The sequence below is a fragment of the Kitasatospora sp. NPDC086009 genome, from assembly GCF_044540385.1.
Lineage (GTDB): Bacteria > Actinomycetota > Actinomycetes > Streptomycetales > Streptomycetaceae > Kitasatospora.
The window spans coordinates 437,629-453,588 of the sequence record NZ_JBITSA010000001.1 but is presented as its reverse complement, the minus strand read 5'-3'; the positions used below and the strand labels follow the sequence as shown (position 1 = coordinate 453,588).

The 15,960-nt window shown below is 68.6% G+C and carries 19 protein-coding genes and 1 pseudogene; 4 read left to right on the top strand and 16 right to left on the bottom strand.

The features are described from left to right. Positions 1-94 precede the first annotated feature (94 nt). The 10 genes from ACIF6L_RS02135 to ACIF6L_RS02090 form a co-directional block, all read right to left on the bottom strand. Positions 95-373, bottom strand: coding sequence for a hypothetical protein (locus ACIF6L_RS02135; RefSeq protein ID WP_396485863.1), 279 nt, complete (start codon positions 371-373; stop codon positions 95-97). Between the two features lie 27 nt (positions 374-400). Then, on the bottom strand, positions 401-568 hold the full coding sequence (locus tag ACIF6L_RS02130) for a hypothetical protein (protein WP_396485861.1): 168 nt from the start codon (positions 566-568) through the stop codon (positions 401-403). Between the two features lie 3 nt (positions 569-571). Beyond that, complete coding sequence (locus ACIF6L_RS02125) at positions 572-757, bottom strand: hypothetical protein (protein ID WP_396485859.1); 186 nt, start codon at positions 755-757, stop codon at positions 572-574. Between the two features lie 101 nt (positions 758-858). Then, a complete protein-coding gene (locus ACIF6L_RS02120; RefSeq protein ID WP_396485857.1) occupies positions 859-1,407 on the bottom strand; it encodes a GGDEF domain-containing protein in 549 nt (182 codons plus the stop codon). Between the two features lie 85 nt (positions 1,408-1,492). Continuing rightward, positions 1,493-2,026 (bottom strand): hypothetical protein, encoded by a 534-nt coding sequence (locus ACIF6L_RS02115; protein ID WP_396485855.1) that lies wholly within the window; start codon positions 2,024-2,026, stop codon positions 1,493-1,495. A gap of 23 nt (positions 2,027-2,049) precedes the next feature. After that, positions 2,050-2,247 (bottom strand): hypothetical protein, encoded by a 198-nt coding sequence (locus ACIF6L_RS02110; protein ID WP_396485853.1) that lies wholly within the window; start codon positions 2,245-2,247, stop codon positions 2,050-2,052. A 12-nt stretch (positions 2,248-2,259) separates the two neighbouring features. After that, positions 2,260-2,964: a DUF2637 domain-containing protein gene (locus ACIF6L_RS02105; protein ID WP_396485851.1), complete on the bottom strand. Its 705-nt coding sequence runs from the start codon at positions 2,962-2,964 to the stop codon at positions 2,260-2,262. Positions 2,965-3,229: 265 nt separating this feature from the next. Next, positions 3,230-3,442: a hypothetical protein gene (locus ACIF6L_RS02100; RefSeq protein ID WP_396485849.1), complete on the bottom strand. Its 213-nt coding sequence runs from the start codon at positions 3,440-3,442 to the stop codon at positions 3,230-3,232. 77 nt (positions 3,443-3,519) lie between these two features. Beyond that, entirely contained in the window at positions 3,520-4,926 is a 1,407-nt protein-coding gene (locus ACIF6L_RS02095) for an FtsK/SpoIIIE domain-containing protein (RefSeq protein WP_396485847.1), read from the bottom strand. Positions 4,927-4,931: 5 nt separating this feature from the next. Beyond that, the gene (locus ACIF6L_RS02090) at positions 4,932-5,288 is read right to left on the bottom strand and encodes a hypothetical protein (RefSeq protein ID WP_396485845.1); all 357 of its coding nucleotides are present in this window, start codon (positions 5,286-5,288) and stop codon (positions 4,932-4,934) included. Between the two features lie 220 nt (positions 5,289-5,508). Between ACIF6L_RS02090 and ACIF6L_RS02085 the strand changes: the two genes are divergently transcribed. Both ACIF6L_RS02085 and ACIF6L_RS02080 read left to right on the top strand, forming a co-directional pair. Next, positions 5,509-6,297, top strand: coding sequence for a GntR family transcriptional regulator (locus tag ACIF6L_RS02085; protein WP_396485843.1), 789 nt, complete (start codon positions 5,509-5,511; stop codon positions 6,295-6,297). A gap of 2 nt (positions 6,298-6,299) precedes the next feature. After that, on the top strand, positions 6,300-7,058 hold the full coding sequence (locus ACIF6L_RS02080) for a glycosyltransferase (protein WP_396485842.1): 759 nt from the start codon (positions 6,300-6,302) through the stop codon (positions 7,056-7,058). Between the two features lie 57 nt (positions 7,059-7,115). Here the strand turns inward: ACIF6L_RS02080 and ACIF6L_RS02075 are convergent, their stop codons facing one another. The 5 genes and pseudogenes from ACIF6L_RS02075 to ACIF6L_RS02055 all read right to left on the bottom strand — a co-directional run bounded on the left by ACIF6L_RS02075 (position 7,116) and on the right by ACIF6L_RS02055 (position 13,289). Next, complete coding sequence (locus ACIF6L_RS02075) at positions 7,116-7,688, bottom strand: hypothetical protein (protein WP_396485840.1); 573 nt, start codon at positions 7,686-7,688, stop codon at positions 7,116-7,118. Between the two features lie 489 nt (positions 7,689-8,177). Next, positions 8,178-9,329, bottom strand: a complete 1,152-nt coding sequence (locus tag ACIF6L_RS02070) for a hypothetical protein (protein WP_396485838.1) — start codon at positions 9,327-9,329, stop codon at positions 8,178-8,180. Beyond that, entirely contained in the window at positions 9,322-9,840 is a 519-nt protein-coding gene (locus ACIF6L_RS02065) for a DUF4365 domain-containing protein (RefSeq protein ID WP_396485836.1), read from the bottom strand. Before ACIF6L_RS02065 ends, ACIF6L_RS02070 begins: the two co-directional genes overlap by 8 nt. Before the next feature lie 593 nt (positions 9,841-10,433). Continuing rightward, positions 10,434-11,586, bottom strand: a pseudogene (gene xerC, locus ACIF6L_RS02060) (tyrosine recombinase XerC). Positions 11,587-12,026: 440 nt separating this feature from the next. Continuing rightward, positions 12,027-13,289, bottom strand: coding sequence for a YfjI family protein (locus ACIF6L_RS02055; RefSeq protein ID WP_396485834.1), 1,263 nt, complete (start codon positions 13,287-13,289; stop codon positions 12,027-12,029). Here ACIF6L_RS02055 and ACIF6L_RS02050 point away from each other — a divergent pair. Further along, the gene (locus tag ACIF6L_RS02050; RefSeq protein ID WP_396485832.1) at positions 13,270-14,049 is read left to right on the top strand and encodes a glycosyltransferase; all 780 of its coding nucleotides are present in this window, start codon (positions 13,270-13,272) and stop codon (positions 14,047-14,049) included. The two genes, ACIF6L_RS02055 and ACIF6L_RS02050, sit on opposite strands and share 20 nt — an antisense overlap. 71 nt (positions 14,050-14,120) lie before the next feature. Here ACIF6L_RS02050 and ACIF6L_RS02045 read toward each other — a convergent pair whose 3' ends face one another. Further along, a complete protein-coding gene (locus tag ACIF6L_RS02045) occupies positions 14,121-14,972 on the bottom strand; it encodes a hypothetical protein (RefSeq protein ID WP_396485830.1) in 852 nt (283 codons plus the stop codon). A 696-nt stretch (positions 14,973-15,668) separates the two neighbouring features. Here ACIF6L_RS02045 and ACIF6L_RS02040 point away from each other — a divergent pair. Continuing rightward, a complete protein-coding gene (locus ACIF6L_RS02040; RefSeq protein ID WP_329488375.1) occupies positions 15,669-15,902 on the top strand; it encodes a hypothetical protein in 234 nt (77 codons plus the stop codon). The last annotated feature ends 58 nt before the right edge of the window (positions 15,903-15,960 follow it).

Genomic DNA, 15,960 nt, shown 5'->3' with positions numbered 1-15,960 from the left:
GGCTCCGGGGCCGGTCGTGTACAGGGCTGACACCACGCTCACGGAAGGCGTGGACGTGCCTCGTGATCGAGCGCGGTGCGCGTCTGAAGGTTGATCACCCGGAGTTGCGGCGGTTCTCGCTGTAGCCCCACCGCTCGTACTCGGCCGCGAGGTGGTCCTCCCTGGCGGCGGTTTCGCGGTATCGGAGCGTGGCGTCGGCGATCTCCCCGGAGTTGCCGTGGTTGGCAGCCGCGGCCGCGTCCCTCCACGCCTCCCGCGTGTCGTTGGAGGCGTCCTTCCATGCCTTGAAGGACTGCGTTGCGCGAAGCTCGGTCGCGTCGCGAACGTAACGCTGTTCCGGGGTCTCGCTCTGGTTGCGCTTGAGCCACTTCATGTCAGGGCGTCCTTTCTCGAAGGGGTGTTACGGCTGGGTGGTGGGCTTCTGGTGGCGGTCGGTCCACTCCTCGGCGCAGACCTTGTGGACGGGCTTGCCGCGGTCGGAGCGGAGGTTGGTGGGCTTGTCGCAGACGCCGCAGGGAGCGAGCTTCGGGGCCCAGTGCTTGGAGTCGCGCCAGTCGAGGAGGGCCATCGGTCAGACCGCCTTCGCGGTGGTGACCAGCGGGCGGGCGACGGTGCCGGCGCCGTGGCAGACCTGGCATGTGACCGGGACGGTGGCGTGGGAGCCGTCGCGGAGGCGGACGCCGGTGGCGATGTGCGCCGTCGCGTGACCCGAGCAGTTCGGGCAGATCCGACTCGGGGCGTGGCTGTGCTGCGGCATGATGGTGCTCTCCTTCGTGGGCTTCGGTTCGGGAAGGGGTTGCGGCCTCGGGGCGGCGGGATGCTTGGCGGCGTGTTGCCGCCCCGGGGCCGGTCTTCGAGTCAGCGGCGGCGGGAGGTGCGGCCGTCGCGCTTGTGCGCGTACATGTCCCGGTCGGCGGAGGCGAGCGCGTCCGTAAGCGAGACAACCGGCAGCTCGGCGACGGGGCAGATGCCCACCGAGGCGGAGGCCGGGAGCAGGAAGCCCGCATAGGCAACCGGTCGGTGGAGGGCCGCGAGCAAGCCAGGCAGGCGGCCGGGGCCATCCAGGACGATGGCGGCGAACTCGTCCCCGCCGAGGCGGGCGGCGATGCCGGAGCGGCCGCACCAGGCGGACAGGCGCTCGGCGGTGGCGGCGAGTACCGCGTCGCCGGCGGCGTGGCCGTGGGTATCGTTGGTCGCCTTGAAGTCGTCCAGGTCGATGAGCAGCACCGAGGCGCGGTCCGGGTGGTGCGCGATCAGCCGGTGGGCGCGGGCGGTGAAGCCGTCGCGGGTGTGGAGCCCGGTGAGCGGGTCGCGGCGGGCGGTGGCCAGGCGACGGTTCAGCCAGGCGCTGTGAGTGGTCCATCCGATCAGCGGTGCACCGGCGGCAAAGATCGTGGGCAGATCCATGAGCGGTCCTTCGTGACGGGTTGTGGAGGGTTGCGATCTCCGGGGCGGCGGGATGCTGGCGGCGTGTTGGCCGTCCCCGGGGAGGTCAGAGGCCGAGAGACAGAGCGCGGGCGGCGGCGCGGTCGAGCAGGTGGTGAATGTCGGCCTGCCGGGTGGCGGGCCGGTCGTTGAACTCGTCCGGGGAGTGCACAGGGCGACCGGTGGCGTGCAGGATCTCCATGAGTTGGACCCGGGCGGTCTGGACGGTGGCCGGGGTGCCGTAGCCGTGGACGAGGACGGCTGTCTGGGCGCCGAGGAGGCAGACCCGTCCGGCGGAGTCCCACATGGCGCCCTGGAGCCAGCCGAAGGCGCCGATGTAGCGCGAGGCGAGCCGCAGATGGTCGGCGGCGGTCACCGGGACCGGACGGGCCGGGCGCCGGGTGAGCCGGTCGAGCAGGGTGGCGTGCGGGAGCGGGTAGCTGGCGTTCCAGGGCTGGACGGTGGAGCCGAGGGGCGAGATGTACGGGATGGGGACGCGGACCGGGGTGGGCAGCGTGGCCAGGTACGCCTCGATCTCGGCGGCCAGTCCGGAGCCGTCAGCCGTCACCAAGGGCGGCAGGCTCAGGAGCTTGGTGTTCATGCTCAACTTTCCTGTCAGGGTGGCTACTTGGTGCCGGACTTGTTGATGACGTTCACGCCGTCACGGGTGGTGTTGTCGATCAGCGGAGCGACCGAGGAGCCGGCGAGATAGAAGCCGAGGAGGACGAGCGCGGCGACGGCCCACCAGCGCAGGCGGAGGTTCCGCACGATGAACCAGGCGATGAGCGCGAGCACGGGCAGGAGGGGCAGCGAGATGTTCATCAGGCCGTTCCTTTAGGCGAGTTCGGCGACGAGGGCCGAGGCGAGCGGGTCTTTGATGCCGAGCCGGGTGCGGAGCGTGGCGGCGTCGATCGGGTTGCCGGTGCGGGTGCGGTGGTCGTCGGCGACCTTGCGTGCGTGGTCGAGGAGGAAGGACGGGACGGCCGGGGCCGCAACAGGAGCCGGTGCCGACGTCGGGTCTGGCGCAGTGGCCGGGGCGATCTCCGGGACGGGCGGCGGCGGGAGAACCGGGGTCGGCTCGGTCACCGGCTCGACGTCCACGGAGTAGAGCGGCGGCAGGTCGTCAGCCTCGGTGTCGTTCTGCTCCGGTTCGGCTGATACAGCGTCCGGCGTCGGCGCGGCGGTCGAATGGGCCAGCAGGGTGCCACCGAGGAACGCGGCGGCGGGCCAGCCTGCGACGAGCACGCGGAGCCAGGCCGGGGCGTCGGCGAGGTCGAGCAGCCCCGCGGTACCGATGTTCGCGCCGAGCGAGGCGGTCAGGGCGATGACGAACCAGCACCAGGCGAGTCGGACGGAGGCCCCGGAGCGCAGTCGGCGCCAGGCAGCGACGAGCAGCAGGTCGACGGACACCGGGTAGGCCCAGGACTTCCAGCCGCTTTGGCCGGCTGCCTCGGCGAGGTCATGCAGGTGGGCGAAGGAGAGTGCGGCGGCGATCACCGCTTGCGCCAGGACTGCGTCCAGCTTGGGGAGTCGGCGCATGTCGGTTCACCTCCAGAGTGGTGGGGCGGATCGGGCGGAGCGGTTGGCCGGCCGCCCGATCCGGCGGGCGGGTGCTACTCGGCGGGTGCGGTCAGCGCGACGCCGGTGCCAAGGCAGTCGAGGCAGGTGGCCTCCTGCTCGGCGATTCGGCGACGGCGCGCACCACGGCCGACGTAGACCGTTTCGGTGGTCTGGCCAGTGCCCTCGCAGGGCTGGCACGGCGCGGGCTTGGGCGCCGTCGGGCGCTTGCGGGCGGCCACCGGAGTCACCGGGCGTTGCGCTGGGCGCGGTCGGCGGCGGCACGAGCGTCGCGGGCGACCTCGGCGGCGTCGCGGTCGCCGGGGTTGGCCTTGGCGATGCGTTCCAACAGGTCGGCCTTCTCGGCGAGCAGCGGACCGGGGTTGGCGCCGCTCTCGGCGTTGGCCCTGAGCCGGCCGATGAAGGCGCTGATCTCGGAGATGGAGGGCTTGCGGGACATGGGCGTTTTCCTTCGGTTCGGGGCATGGCGGGGTAGGGACTTGGCGCGAGGCGGTCACGCCGGCCGTGGGGTGCGGGCTACTCGGCGGCCGGGACCGGCGCGAAGACCGGCGGGGCCGAGGGCATCGGCGGGATATGCACCGGAGCGGCGGGCGGCGCGACCTGCGGACGGAAGGCCGCCAGGCGCGGCAGGTTCGGCACCATGCTGACGAAGTTGGCGCAGCGGTCGGCGACTTCGGAGAGCGAGCGGTACGGCGTGCGGATCTCGGACCAGCGGCCCGAGGTGTCGCCGGACACGGCCACGCCCGGCATGTCGGGGCTGATTCGGGTGGCGGCGAGCATGGCGGTCTCGGAGATGTCGCCGAGGCCCATGCGGGCGGTTTCCACGTCGTTGACCCGGTGGACGGTGCGACCGGTCAGCTGGGAGCGGAGGAGCGTGGCGCCCTTGCCCAGGTCGGAGCCGAAGCGCTGGCCCGAGATCTCCAGGTAAATGCCGGCGGCGCGGGCGAGTTGGGCGAGCCGGATGAGCGCCGTGACGATCTGGTTCCGGCGGTCTTCGTCGGCCTTGCTCGCGACCAGGAAGAGTTCGGCGATCTCGTCCACCAGGACGACGATCGGCACCGGCCGGACCTTGTCGGGCAGACCCCAGATGTCGGCGGTCACGTCCTCGGCGGCCACCGATCCGGGGACGCCTTGATGGGCGCGGACCAGGTCGTACCGGTCGTCCATCTCGACCAGCAGGGCCAGCAGGAGTCCGAGCGCTTCGCCGGGGTCGGTGGCCAAGGCGGACAGCCGCGGGGCGAAGGGACGCTGTTCCACACCGCGCTTGCAGTCGATGCCCACCAGGGCGACCGGCTGAGCTGCGAGGCCGTGGATCAGGTTCCGGGTGAACATCGACTTGCCCGACTGGTTGGCACCGAGGTTCAGCCCGTTGGGCACCTGCCGGAAGTCCCGGTAGTGGATCGTGCCGTCGGCCCGGAGCGCAACCGGGACCCGCAGCAGGCCGGCGGGCTTGGCGACGGCCCGGCGCGGCATGCGAAGGTTGCGCAGCACGTCGAAGCCGACGACCCGCAGGTCCACCACGCCGGGCTTGACCTCGGAGGCGTACACCGCGTGGACGCCCCAGGCGTGGCGCAGACGCTCGGTGGCGTTCAGCATGTCCGCCGTCTCCTGACCGCGGGCGAGCCGAAGACGTATCCGCAGGCCGGTCGAACTGGCGGTGATGCTGCGGACCTTGGGCATCGCGGGCCGCGCCGGCCGATTGGTGGCCGAAGAGGCCATCGCCCGCCAGAACGAGGGCTCGACGGTGAGGCCGCACGCCTCCATGACGTTCTCGTAGTCGCGCCGGATGCGGTGGACCGTCAGCGGCAGGCCGACGGTCGCCCAATAGGTGCGAGGCATCTTGGCCCTCGCGTAGAGGGCGCCGGAGCCGAGGGCCGCAGCGGGGGCACCCAGCTCCAGGAGCGTCGTCGTCAGGGCGTCCATGGCGATCAGGCGCTCGCGCCGGCGAAGGCCGGAGCGGAGGTGACGGTCACGGCGTCGGCCCGGAACGCGATACCCGAGCGCTTCTGACCGTTGAACTCGTTCTCCCACGGCCGGGCGATGAGCCGAGTGAGGCTGACCAGCATGCCGGGCGCCAGCCCGTCCGGGATGCCCGGCTGCGGGATGGTCAGGGACAGGATGTCGGCCTCACCGTTGGCCACGAAGGTGACGTCCAGGGTGACCAGCGGGGCGCCGGTCTCGGCGTCCATGGCCATCTCGCCGGTGCGGCGGTCCTTGAGCTTGGGGCGGGGCGCCTGGGCGACCATCACCAGCGCGGCGGTCGTGTCGACGGGGATGAAGCGCATGAGCTGGGCTCCTTCATCTGGCACCGAGGGGAGTCGTCAGTCCTCGGGGCAGCCTCACCACGGCAGATACCGGGCTTCATCAACATCTCCTGAGATCTTGTCTTCAAGTCCTCATTAGGAGTAGCTGTCTCCATGACTATGACGGCTCATCAGCTAGTCGTCAACACCTCTTTAGGACTTAGGATGAGCGGGAGACCTCGACAGGACGGTGACCAGCACCATGGCGAAGCGGTACGAGCAGATCGCGGCCAAGCTCAAGGCCCAGATCGACGACGGAGGCCTGCCCCCGGGTGAACGGCTCCCCGCGGAGACGGAGCTGGCCGACATCTACGAGGTGAGCGTCCCCACCGTGCGGCAGGCGGTCGGCGTCCTCCAAGCTCAGGGACTGGTGGAGAAGCACCACGGCCGCGGCACGTTCGTCCGCCGGCAGCCGGTACCCGCCACGCGTGATAACCTGCGCCACCAGTGGGAGAAGGACCGCGCACGCGAGCCCGAGACCGAGCGCCGAAGGACCGGTGCCACCGAACACGACACCGGGCTCAAGGTGAACGACCTCGCCTTCGCAGCCAAGTACGAGCAGAAGCCGGCGGACGCCGATCTCGCCGAGGCCTTCGGACTCCCCGAAGGAACCATGTTGCTGGAGCGCACCTATCGCACCCGGGGCAACGGGGAGCGTGCACCGTTCAACGTCGCGCGGTCCTACCTGGTGCTCGATATGGTCGAGGGGAACCCGGACCTGCTCCGCGAGGAGCTGGAGCCCTGGCCGGGTGGGACGCAGAACCAGCTGTTCACGGTCGGAATCGAGCTGGACCGCATCGTGGAGACGTTCCGGGCCCGGCCCCCGACGCCGGAGGAGACGGAGGAACTCGGCCTTCCGGGCGGTGTCTCGGTGGTCGTCCTCCGGAAGACTTGCATCGACACGACGGACCGGGTGGTCGAGGTGGCCGACGTAATACTGCCCGGCGACCGCACCAAGATGGTCTACACGACCAAGCTGAACAGGTGGTGAGCATGACCGGCCTCGTTACCGTCATCACGGCCGTCCACGGCCCGAGCGCCGAGTACCTCGCGGACGCCTACAAGTCACTGCTGGAGCAGGACCTGCCGGACGGCTGGGACTGGCAGTGGGTGATCCAGGAGGACGGCGAGACGGACGACGTGGCGCCGCACGTGCCCGACGACGCTCGGATCAGCTTCGGCCAGGGCCGGCACGGGCGGGCGGGCATGGCGCGCACCATGGGGCTCTCGCGGGCCGCCGGGCAGTTCGTGAAGGTACTCGACGCCGACGACATGCTGCCGCCCGGGACGCTGGCCCGGGACCTTGCCGTCCTCACCCGCCGGCCGGACGTGGCGTGGACGACGTCCCGCGTGCTCGACCTGTTGCCAGACGGCAGCACGGTCGGCTTCGACCAGGATCCGGCGGCCGGGCCGATCGAGCGCGGCGAGGTCCTGGAGCACTGGAAGGCCCACGACTTCCGCGCCCAGGTACACCCGGCGACGCTGTGCGTCCGGCGGGATCTGCTGCTGGCGCTCGGCGGCTGGATGGCGCTCCCGGCGTCCGAAGACACCGGGCTGCTGCTCGCGCTCAACGCGGTCAGCCGCGGGTGGTTCGTCGCGGACACCGGGCTCCTGTACCGGAAGTGGCCCGGGCAGAGCACCCACCAGGCGGCGCACAGCCAGGAGATCGAGCGAGCGGCCCGCATGGGAGTCGTCCAGGCGCGGGCGGAGGCCCTGCTGGCGCTGGAGAGCTGGCGGATCGACGCTGGCTGAGCACGATGCGGCAGGACCGGCCCCGGCGAGTTGCTGGGGCCGTTTTGCTGCCCTGACTCAGATGCGGTCGGGCGACCCGTCGGCGGTCCGAGCGCCGGGCAGGAGAAGCCCGCGGGCGGTGTGCTGATCACCCTCGAAGCGGCCCCGTACACCGAGGTCGGCACGAGCGGCTTCATGGAACCGGTTGATCGCCTTGAACGCCTCGGTGTGCAGGGCCCGCCAGTCGGCCAGGGTGCCCTCGACCATTCCCCGTGCCTGCCAGCCGATCGCGGCCAGGGTCTCCTGGATCGAGTGAGCCGCCTCGATCACGTCGTCGCCGGCGAGCAGCATGACCCGCTCGAAGGCCTTGGCCTGTTCCCCACCTGCTTCGGTGAGCTCCATCGACAGCTCATGCTCTGTGCGAGGCATCCGCCGGATCTCTTCCCGGACCTCGTAGAGGATCACCGCGACATGGATCGTGGTCCGGACCAGCCCGACGTAGTCGGCGTAGGCGTCCAGCTTCTTCTCGTCCCAGCGGAGCCGCAGCCCGTCCTTGCGCCTGCTTCGCTCCATGAGGCTGTTCGTCAGGTACGTCGTGAGCCCACCGAGAACCACGGCCGCGATGGTCACAAGCTGGGTGATCGTATCCATGGCCCCCGCGCAAGATGGTGAAGAACCGTCAGTTTAGAGCTTGCCGATCATAGGCGGCCGGCGGGCCAAGGATCAGGGGGCGGAGGAGGTAAGGAGGGTGGGGTGATGGGTGAGGAGGGGTGCGTAAAACTCTTCTCTACGGGTTCAAGGGCGCGCGTTGCGCGCCGAGGCGCTGGCCTTGCCGCTCGCCTCGCCCCCTGTCTTCGCCCGGGGCGGGCGGCGGCCGGCCGCGCCAGGCGTCGGACGGGAGGGGATGGGTACAGGCCACTACCGGCCGTGGCTGGTGACGGGCGGCTCCACGGTTTTACCCACCTGCCAGGGCCGGGACCCTCGTCGAGCAAGACCGGGGGGCCACTCGGCCAAATTGCGGTCAGGCCCAAAAGCCCTGACCGAGTCGCAACAGCTTACGGCCCCCCGATCATGCTCGACCCCAGACCAGACAGGACACCGGCCAAAACCGCTCCACCGCCCTGTGGCCTCCCATCAACCTCAGTCTGGGATCACGTAAAAGTCGCTGGGGTGCTGCAAGACATATCTGTTCCCGCGCCTAACAAGTGTTCCAGTCACTGACACCGTTGTTCCACGTTCGTGTGCCTGTGTGGCGATCCCATAGCTGTCCTCGGGTAGGTCGAACCAGACCCTACGGAGCTTGTCGTTCAAGTCACCTTCGACGATTCCTGCAATGCTCACTTCACCCGGTCCCATTGAACCTTCTCGATGAAGCCGAACGACTGCCCCAACTACTCTGACATCTTCTTCTGGAGTTTGCGCTCGCAATTCCTGGGCGGCTTCACGCAACACGGCTACATGGTTGGATGTGACCACGATGGGCCGTGTTGGCTCCATTGGGCGGGAAAGTGCCCAGGAGAACTCAATATCGACTGGTTCGGAGTTGCCGGCCGAAAGCCCGGAGAGCGCCTCGCAGAGGTTGGCGTTTACTCCATGCCCGACGCGTTCCGTGAAGGATTCCATCCCGCGCCCCAGCCTAATCACCTCGTCGGCGGCGGCGACCGCTTGAACGGTGGATTCGCGAAGAGACAGGGAAACGCGCCGCTCGAATGGCTGCTCTATCTCCGGAAAGCCGGAAGTTTCGAGAGTCATTTGGCCAATGAGCGGTGGAATTGGGATGTAAACCGTCAGGATGTAGCTGCCTTCAAGGGTCGGCCCAAGCCGCACTGAACGCATGAAGTCCAACGCCTGGGCAGGTTTACGCGATGGCTGCACCAGCCGATGCCTATCGCTGCTTGCCGACACGGCGTTAACTAGGACCCACTGGTGGAGGCTTTCGAATGCCTTGACGCCATCTTCAATCGGGGTTGTTCCAGAGTCCCCGTTGGGGCGCGTTCGAACATACTGAACATCGGCATCTGACCGCGCGATCTCAACGACGATCTGGTTGAGGCTTCGTTCTTCGACTGCCGCTAGCGTCTCTAGCATGTTGTGAATGTATGTCCGATATCCGCGCATGCGAGGACTCTTTGGGACGAACACTTGAAAGTCTTCATTGTGTGAAACCCAAAGCGTCCCGCCCGGCTCGGATGACGGGCTCCAGCCGCGCGAGGTGAGATACAAGGAGATGCGCTGAGGGTCGGATGCCTGGGACGTATGAAAATCCCCGAACCCTGTAATCATTTCATTCACCACCAATCGCTAGAGTCCCGGTGACGAGCCGGGTGAGGGTTTCCACTGTTAGAAGGTTGCTCTTGGGAACGTGGACCGACTTGTGAGCCTGCTTTTCAGGGTCGATTGGATCTTTGTCCATCAGGTCGACCCAGTAAATCGCATGCCGAAACCGGCTGGAATCGGCCGACGATTCCACATATTCGTGCTTCTCGACCGGGGTGTGTGCCAAAAACAGGTAGCGTCGACTCGGCAGATCCTCGCCGACGACTCCGATTAGGTCGTTATAATTCTTGACCGGGATCGGATACGAAAAGCTGTCGTTGACATATGTGGGATTGCTGCAGGACTTAATCTGCGCCTCGATGAGCGGATATCTCTTCGTGCCTGCCTTTCCGGGAAAGCAGATCTGGATGTCGACGCCATCAACATCGAGGACTCGCTTGCCGGGGTTCAAGCCAGCGGCACAGGCGAGTGCCCAGACCAAGCCCTCTGCGAAGTGGCCTTGCCACACCTCGCTGTTGAGAGTCACGTCATCGCCCCCCAGAGCGTCCGCCAACCGAGCCACCAGTTCTGCGGAGAGTCTAGGGCGGAGGCTCCTCCAGGCACACGCCGGGGAGCGGTCAATGGAAGCTGCCTGCATCAATGCATCACCTGCCGAGCCCTGGCTCCGTGGTCCGATACTGCACCACGGAACGGGAGTCTGGTAGCAGGTTGTAGCGCATTCACCCCCTAGAGGGCGCTTGAAGTGCATCTGCCCCATACTTCCCCCCGTGTCCCCATGCCGGTGGCCCGCGGGTCATCTCATCACCCACCACAGACAGTCCGGCGAACTGGCGTCGTTTGCACTTGAGGGGGCCTTGAGAGCGCAGCGTGCCACTGTTGTGCCAGAACGGGCGGTACGTGGCGGTCAGTCGCGGGCGCTGGCGGTGCGGCGGCCCAGATACGGGCAGGGCAGGAGATCCGCAGGTCACGCAGGGTGGCGGACGGCCGCTCTTGTAAAGCGGGGGTCGTCGGTTCGAACCCGACAGGGGGCTCAGCTTCCGGCCCAGGTCAGAGGGTCGAAGAACGCAGAAAGCCCCGGGCCGTGGTCGGCCCGGGGCTTTCTGACATCTCCGGATGACATCAGTCGGTCTTACGGCGCCGCTTCAACAGGCGGTCCATGTGCCTCATCGCCTCCCGCTGCTTCTCCTGCACCACGTGCGTGTAGATCTCCATCGTGACGGCGATCTGGCTGTGCCCGAGGATGGCCATGAGGTCCCGGGGCGCGACGCCGGCGGCGGACAGGAGCGTCGCGCAGCCGTGCCGGGTGTCGTGCAGCCGGATCGGCGGCAGGGCCTCGGCCTTGGCCACCCGCGTGAACGAGCGGGTGAGATTCCGCGGTTCGATCGGCTGACCGGTCGCCGTGGTGAAGACGGAGTCGGAGCCCGGCCAGTCCTTCCCTGCCTCCAGCTGCCGGCGGCGCTGCTCGGCCTGTCGGAGTCGCTGCCAGCGAAGGGGAGCGACGCACATCATCGGCAGCGGGATGACCCGCTGGCGGCGCGACTTCGGGGTGTCCTCGTACAACTCGCCGTCCCGGCGCTGAAGCTGGCGCCGGACGGTCAGGGTGCTGTTGTCCAAGTCGATGTCGGACCAGTGCAGCCCGAGGATCTCCCCCCGCCGCAGGCCGAGCGCCACGGCGAGGACGAACGCGACGTACAGCGGGTCGCGCCGGGATCCCTCCAGGAAGACCAGCGTGTCGTCGAGGCTCCAGGGCTTGGTCACGCGGTACTCCACTCGGGGGGCTTGGACGAGCTTGGCGACGTTGCGGGTGATCAGTTCGTCCCGCACGGCGACGGACAGGGCCGTGCGGAGAACCAGGTGCGATTCCTTGGCGGTGGCCGCCGACACCTTCTTGGTCACGGTGCTGATGAGCCGCCGGACGTCGGCGGTGCCGAGCTTCTCCAGGCTCTTCGAGCCGAGCACCGGCAGGAGGTGGAGCCGGATGTGCATCTCGTACTTGTCGTACGTCGTCCGCTTGCGCTGGGGCTTGATGAAGTGCTCCAACCAGTACGGGAGCCACTCGGCGAGCTTGGCCGACCGGGTGGGCGTCGGAACGCCCTGCCGGTCCCGCAGGACCAGTTCCCTGGCGCTTCTCGTCGCACTCCGTCCAGGTCTTGCCGTAGACGAACTTGCGGGCGCGGGTGCCGTCGGGCTGGGGAACGTAGACGGCGGCCTGGTAGCGGCCGTCCTTCCGGCGGGTCACGGTGCCGGCGCCGTTGGGGTTGCGCTTCGTCATCAGGCGGCCTCCTCCATCTTGGTGCGGACGTAGTCGTGCAGGGCGCTCACGGGGATTCGGCGGGAGCGGCCTTCCTTGAAGCTGGCGAGCCTGTTGCTGCGGCTCATGCGCAGGGCCTCCATGACCTCGGGCACTTCCAGGGCGAGGGGCGGGATCGTGCTCCCTGGGGCGGCTGGGTGGCTGTCTGGGCGCCGCAGAACCTGCAAAACCTCTTCGGATGGGCTTTGAGCTGCGGGTTTGCTGGCGGGGTTCGGTTCCGCAGAACCTCCGGAAACTCCTGCAAAACCTCGGCCCTTCGGGTGGCGGGGCAAGGCGGTGGGGTTTTGCGGGAGTTTCCTGGGGTTCTGCGGGAGCGGCGCGGTTCGGTGTTTGTGCTGGTCGGAGGGCATGGGCGGGGGTTTTGCAGGTTCTGCGGGTTCTGCGGAGGGTTTTGGGCGTGGTCAGTGGGTGGGGTGGGTGACGGTGGGGTGGGTTTGGTAGCCGGGGGGACGGGGGGGGGCGCCGCGTCCGGTGCGGGCGGGGGGTGCGATCTGGCGGATCCAGCCGTGGTCTTCGAGGAGGGCCAGGGCGGGGTCGAGGTCGGCGACGGTGGGGAAGTCGGCGCGGGGCAGGGCGTTGAACAGCTCCCGGCGGCTGATGGACTCGCGGGGGTTGGCGGCGAGCCATGTGAGGGCGGTGCGGGCGCGGCCGAGGGCGGCGTCACTGCCCATGGCGTCGAACACGGCGAGGGCATGGGCGGTGAAGTAGTCGCCGATGCGGCACGCGGCGGTGAGGGTGTCGGCGGCGATGGGGCGGGTCCAGCCGTCCTGGGGGTGGGTGGCGAGGTGGAGTAGGCCGGCGATGCGGCAGACGGCGCCGTCGAGCTTGGACGCCCAGGTGTCGATGTGGGCGAGCGGGCCGCCGGGCCGCAGCCTGGTCTCGGTGCTCTTCTGGTAAGCGAGCAGGGCGGCGTCGGCCTCGGGGGTGAGGGTGAGGACGGCGGGGTCGGTCCAGCCGGCCATGGCCAGGGTGAGGGTGGCGAGGGTCTTGGCGTAGGTGTCGGCGACCTGCTCGGGGATCAGGTCGGGGGTGAGGTTGCGAAAGCCCACCAGGGACTTGGGCATCGCGTAGAGGAAGCGGGCGAGCAGGCCGCGCCCCTCGAAGCCCTTGGCCTTGGCGATGTCGCGGAACACGGACGGCTGGACGGCCAGGCCCATGGTCAGGGCGGGCGCTTCGAGGTACTGGGGGTCGCGGCCCTGCCGGTTGACGCGCAGCAGGTCCCCGGCGTGGCCCTTGAGGAAGACTTCGAGGTTGGGGGTGCCGGAGTAGCGGCCGGCGATGATGTCGAAAATGCCGCCCTCGGCGGAGATGACGGCCATGCGGCCGCCCTGGTCGGCGAGTAGGGAGGCCAGGCCCTCGGGGGTGACGTCGTCGGCGATGAGCTGCGGGACGGCCGGGACGGTGACCGCTTCGGCGGCTTCCACCAGTTCGACGGCCTCTTTGGTGAGCTTGGCGCGTTCGGCGGGGTCGGCGCCGGCGGCGCGGGCGGTGGCCTTGTCGGCGGCGGCCCGGGTGAGCTTGGCGGTCGTCTCGGCCTCGGCGCGGGCGCCGGCGATGTTCTCGATCAGGATCTTCTCGACGGCGAGCATGGGGCGGCTCATCTCGCCGACGATGGCGCTCTTGCGGTTGCCCGGGGGCAGCGCGATGACCGTGAACAGGTTCACCGGCTCCCGCCACCGGCCCCTGACCGCGACGACGGCGGTCCACGGACCGTCCGCGTCCTACCTGCCGGACGCCTACAAGTCGCTGCTGGCCCAGGAGTTGCCCGAAGGCTGGGACTGGCAATGGGTCATCCAGGAGGACGGGGAGACCGACACCGTCGCTCCCCACGTGTCGGACGACCCTCGCATCACCTTCGGGCAGGGGCGGCACGGTCGGGCCGGCGTGGCCCGCACGATGGCTCTTTCGAGGGCTGCCGGGCGGTACGTCAAGGTGCTGGACGCCGACGACATGTTGGTGGAGGGTGTGCTCGCGCAGGACCTCGCAGCACTTCAGCAGCCCGGAATCTGCTGGTCGACGTCGCGGGTGCTTGATCTGCTCCCGGACGGCTCGACGGTGGGATTCGACCAGGACCCGCCGGAGGGGCCGATTGAGCGCGGGGCCGTCCTTGAGCACTGGAAGGCACACGACTTCCGTGCCCAGGTCCACCCGGCGACCCTGTGCGCGCGGCGTGACCTCGTGCTCGCCCTCGGCGGACGGATGGCCCTGCCGGCGAGCGAGGATACCGGGATTCTCATGGCGCTGAACGCAGTCAGCCGCGGTTGGTTCTCGGCCGAGACTGGCCTTCTGTACCGCAAGTGGCCGGGGCAGAGCACGGCATCCAGTGCCCACGTCCATGAGGGCGAGAGGTCCGCGCGAATGGCTGTGATCGAGGCGCGGGCGCGGGCGCTCGCGCCTCTCGACGGCTGGCGTGTCGATACCTGAACCTCGGCAAATATGGCCCGGGCTCTGCAGTGGCATGCCGCCGAGCCCGGGCATATTACTGTTCGGCGCCTCTAGGCTACGGCGTCCGTCCAGGGGGCACACGCCTGCCTGATCAGGCGCAACTTGTGGGAAGTCGTCAGCCAGATCTGAGTATTGGGGTCGGCAGTGCGCGCGCATTGGCGAAGCTCCGCGATGACCCGCTGGTAGGTGTGTGCAGGTAGGAAGGGTGCTCCAAACCTCCGGTAGCCGGTGTTAAGCCTGGTGTCGAGCGCCCTGGCGAAAGTGTCGATTCCTTCAATACATTCAGCTCTTGCTGATTCGGTCTGAGTTGCCTTTGGATCGTCACCGTGGGCCGCGTGCAGCTTTGCGAAGAGCTTGAGCAGACTAGATGCCTGCTTGCTGACTTCTGTGCAGATCTTTCGAGTTCGAGTCATCGACTTATTTACGGCTACCAGTCCAGCCAGAAGCAGTGATACTGAGATCGAGATCCGGGGGCCATCCCCCAGGCTGTGGAGCTGAAGCAGTCCCTGAATCGTCAGCGCTGCTGATACGCAAAGGAGAGCTGCGGAATGCTGGATTGCCTCCCCCGCGATGTGGCGGCGCATCTGCTCAAAGCCCCATGTATCGCGACGGACCCAAAGGGAAGCGGTGCGGATTATGCACAGCGTGGCGAGGGCGCTGAAGGCGGCGATGTAGTCGCCAAACCAGATGCCAGCGACGCAGACTACTGACATTAGAATCCAGGCGATGATTCTGCTGATATGGATGCTCTCCCACACTCCGGGAGACCGCCACGCAGAGATCACCGCGCCTTTATCGATGAACCACATAGAAGCAACCGTCATGCCAATGAGCAGAGTGAGCAGTCCAATCGCGACGAGGAGAACGCGAAGGGTCATTCGAATTTGCTCCAGGTCAAGCATGATCCACCACCTCGTTCCATGAGTGCTTGGATCATAGATACCGTGCTAACCCATGCGAGACGCGCGATTTGAGGATTTCGTGAGCCTTCAACGAATGCCCACCTGGTGCCGCCTGGGAGGCGTAGCCGCTGACGAAGCCCTTCCTGCAGTCGGTGCTGACCTACGCCAGGCCATCATTGGGGCTGACAGCGCCTCCCTGACATCAACGTGGCTGGATGCTGGCGTACCCGTACGTCCCCGTGGCCGCCGCGCCGTTGTGAGCGGCATGCGTTCGGGCCGGTCCCCGGCGACCGCGTTCGATCTTGTAAAGCGGGGGTCGTCGGTTCGAACCCGACAGGGGGCTCGGTGCTCGAAGGGCCGGTCGGGCCGGGGTGATCCCGGGCGGGCCGGCCCTTCGTCGTCGTGGGGTGGGAGGTCCGGCCGCCCCGGCCGTCCGGCGCCCAGCTCCTCCACATGGCCCCGCCGTCCCCGGCCGGGTTGCCTGACGCCTAATCAGCGTGTCTGCGGCGCAATGGCCGTGTCGGCCATGGGGCGGTCGCGGCCGAGGAGGGGCTCCCGAGCCCCTCGCGCGAGGTGGCGGGTACGTCGCGGAGCGTGGCCGGCCGGGCCGGGAGAGGCCCCCGCGGTCGTGCGGCGGGCACGGGCGCCGGAGCGGTCGTACGGTGGAGGGGCGGGGGCGAACGGAGGAGGTTGGCCATGCCCGGTTCTCTCACCATCAGCCACCACGAGGCGGCGGTCGCCCTCGATCACGCGGATGCCAAGCGCCTCGCCACGGTGCTGGAGGAGCTCGCGTACCTGCTGGAGATCCCGGGGCCGAACCGGATCAACGAAGCGCAGCTCGACGCCCTGTGCGAGGGCCGGGCGGCCGACCGGACCGAGCTGTCCCGGTGGTCGCGCGGGATCGCCGCCGAGCTGAAGGGGCGGCTCTAGGGGCGGTCCGGCCACGCCGGGCGGACCCGCCGTACGATGGCGAGCGGGGCGGGTGGTC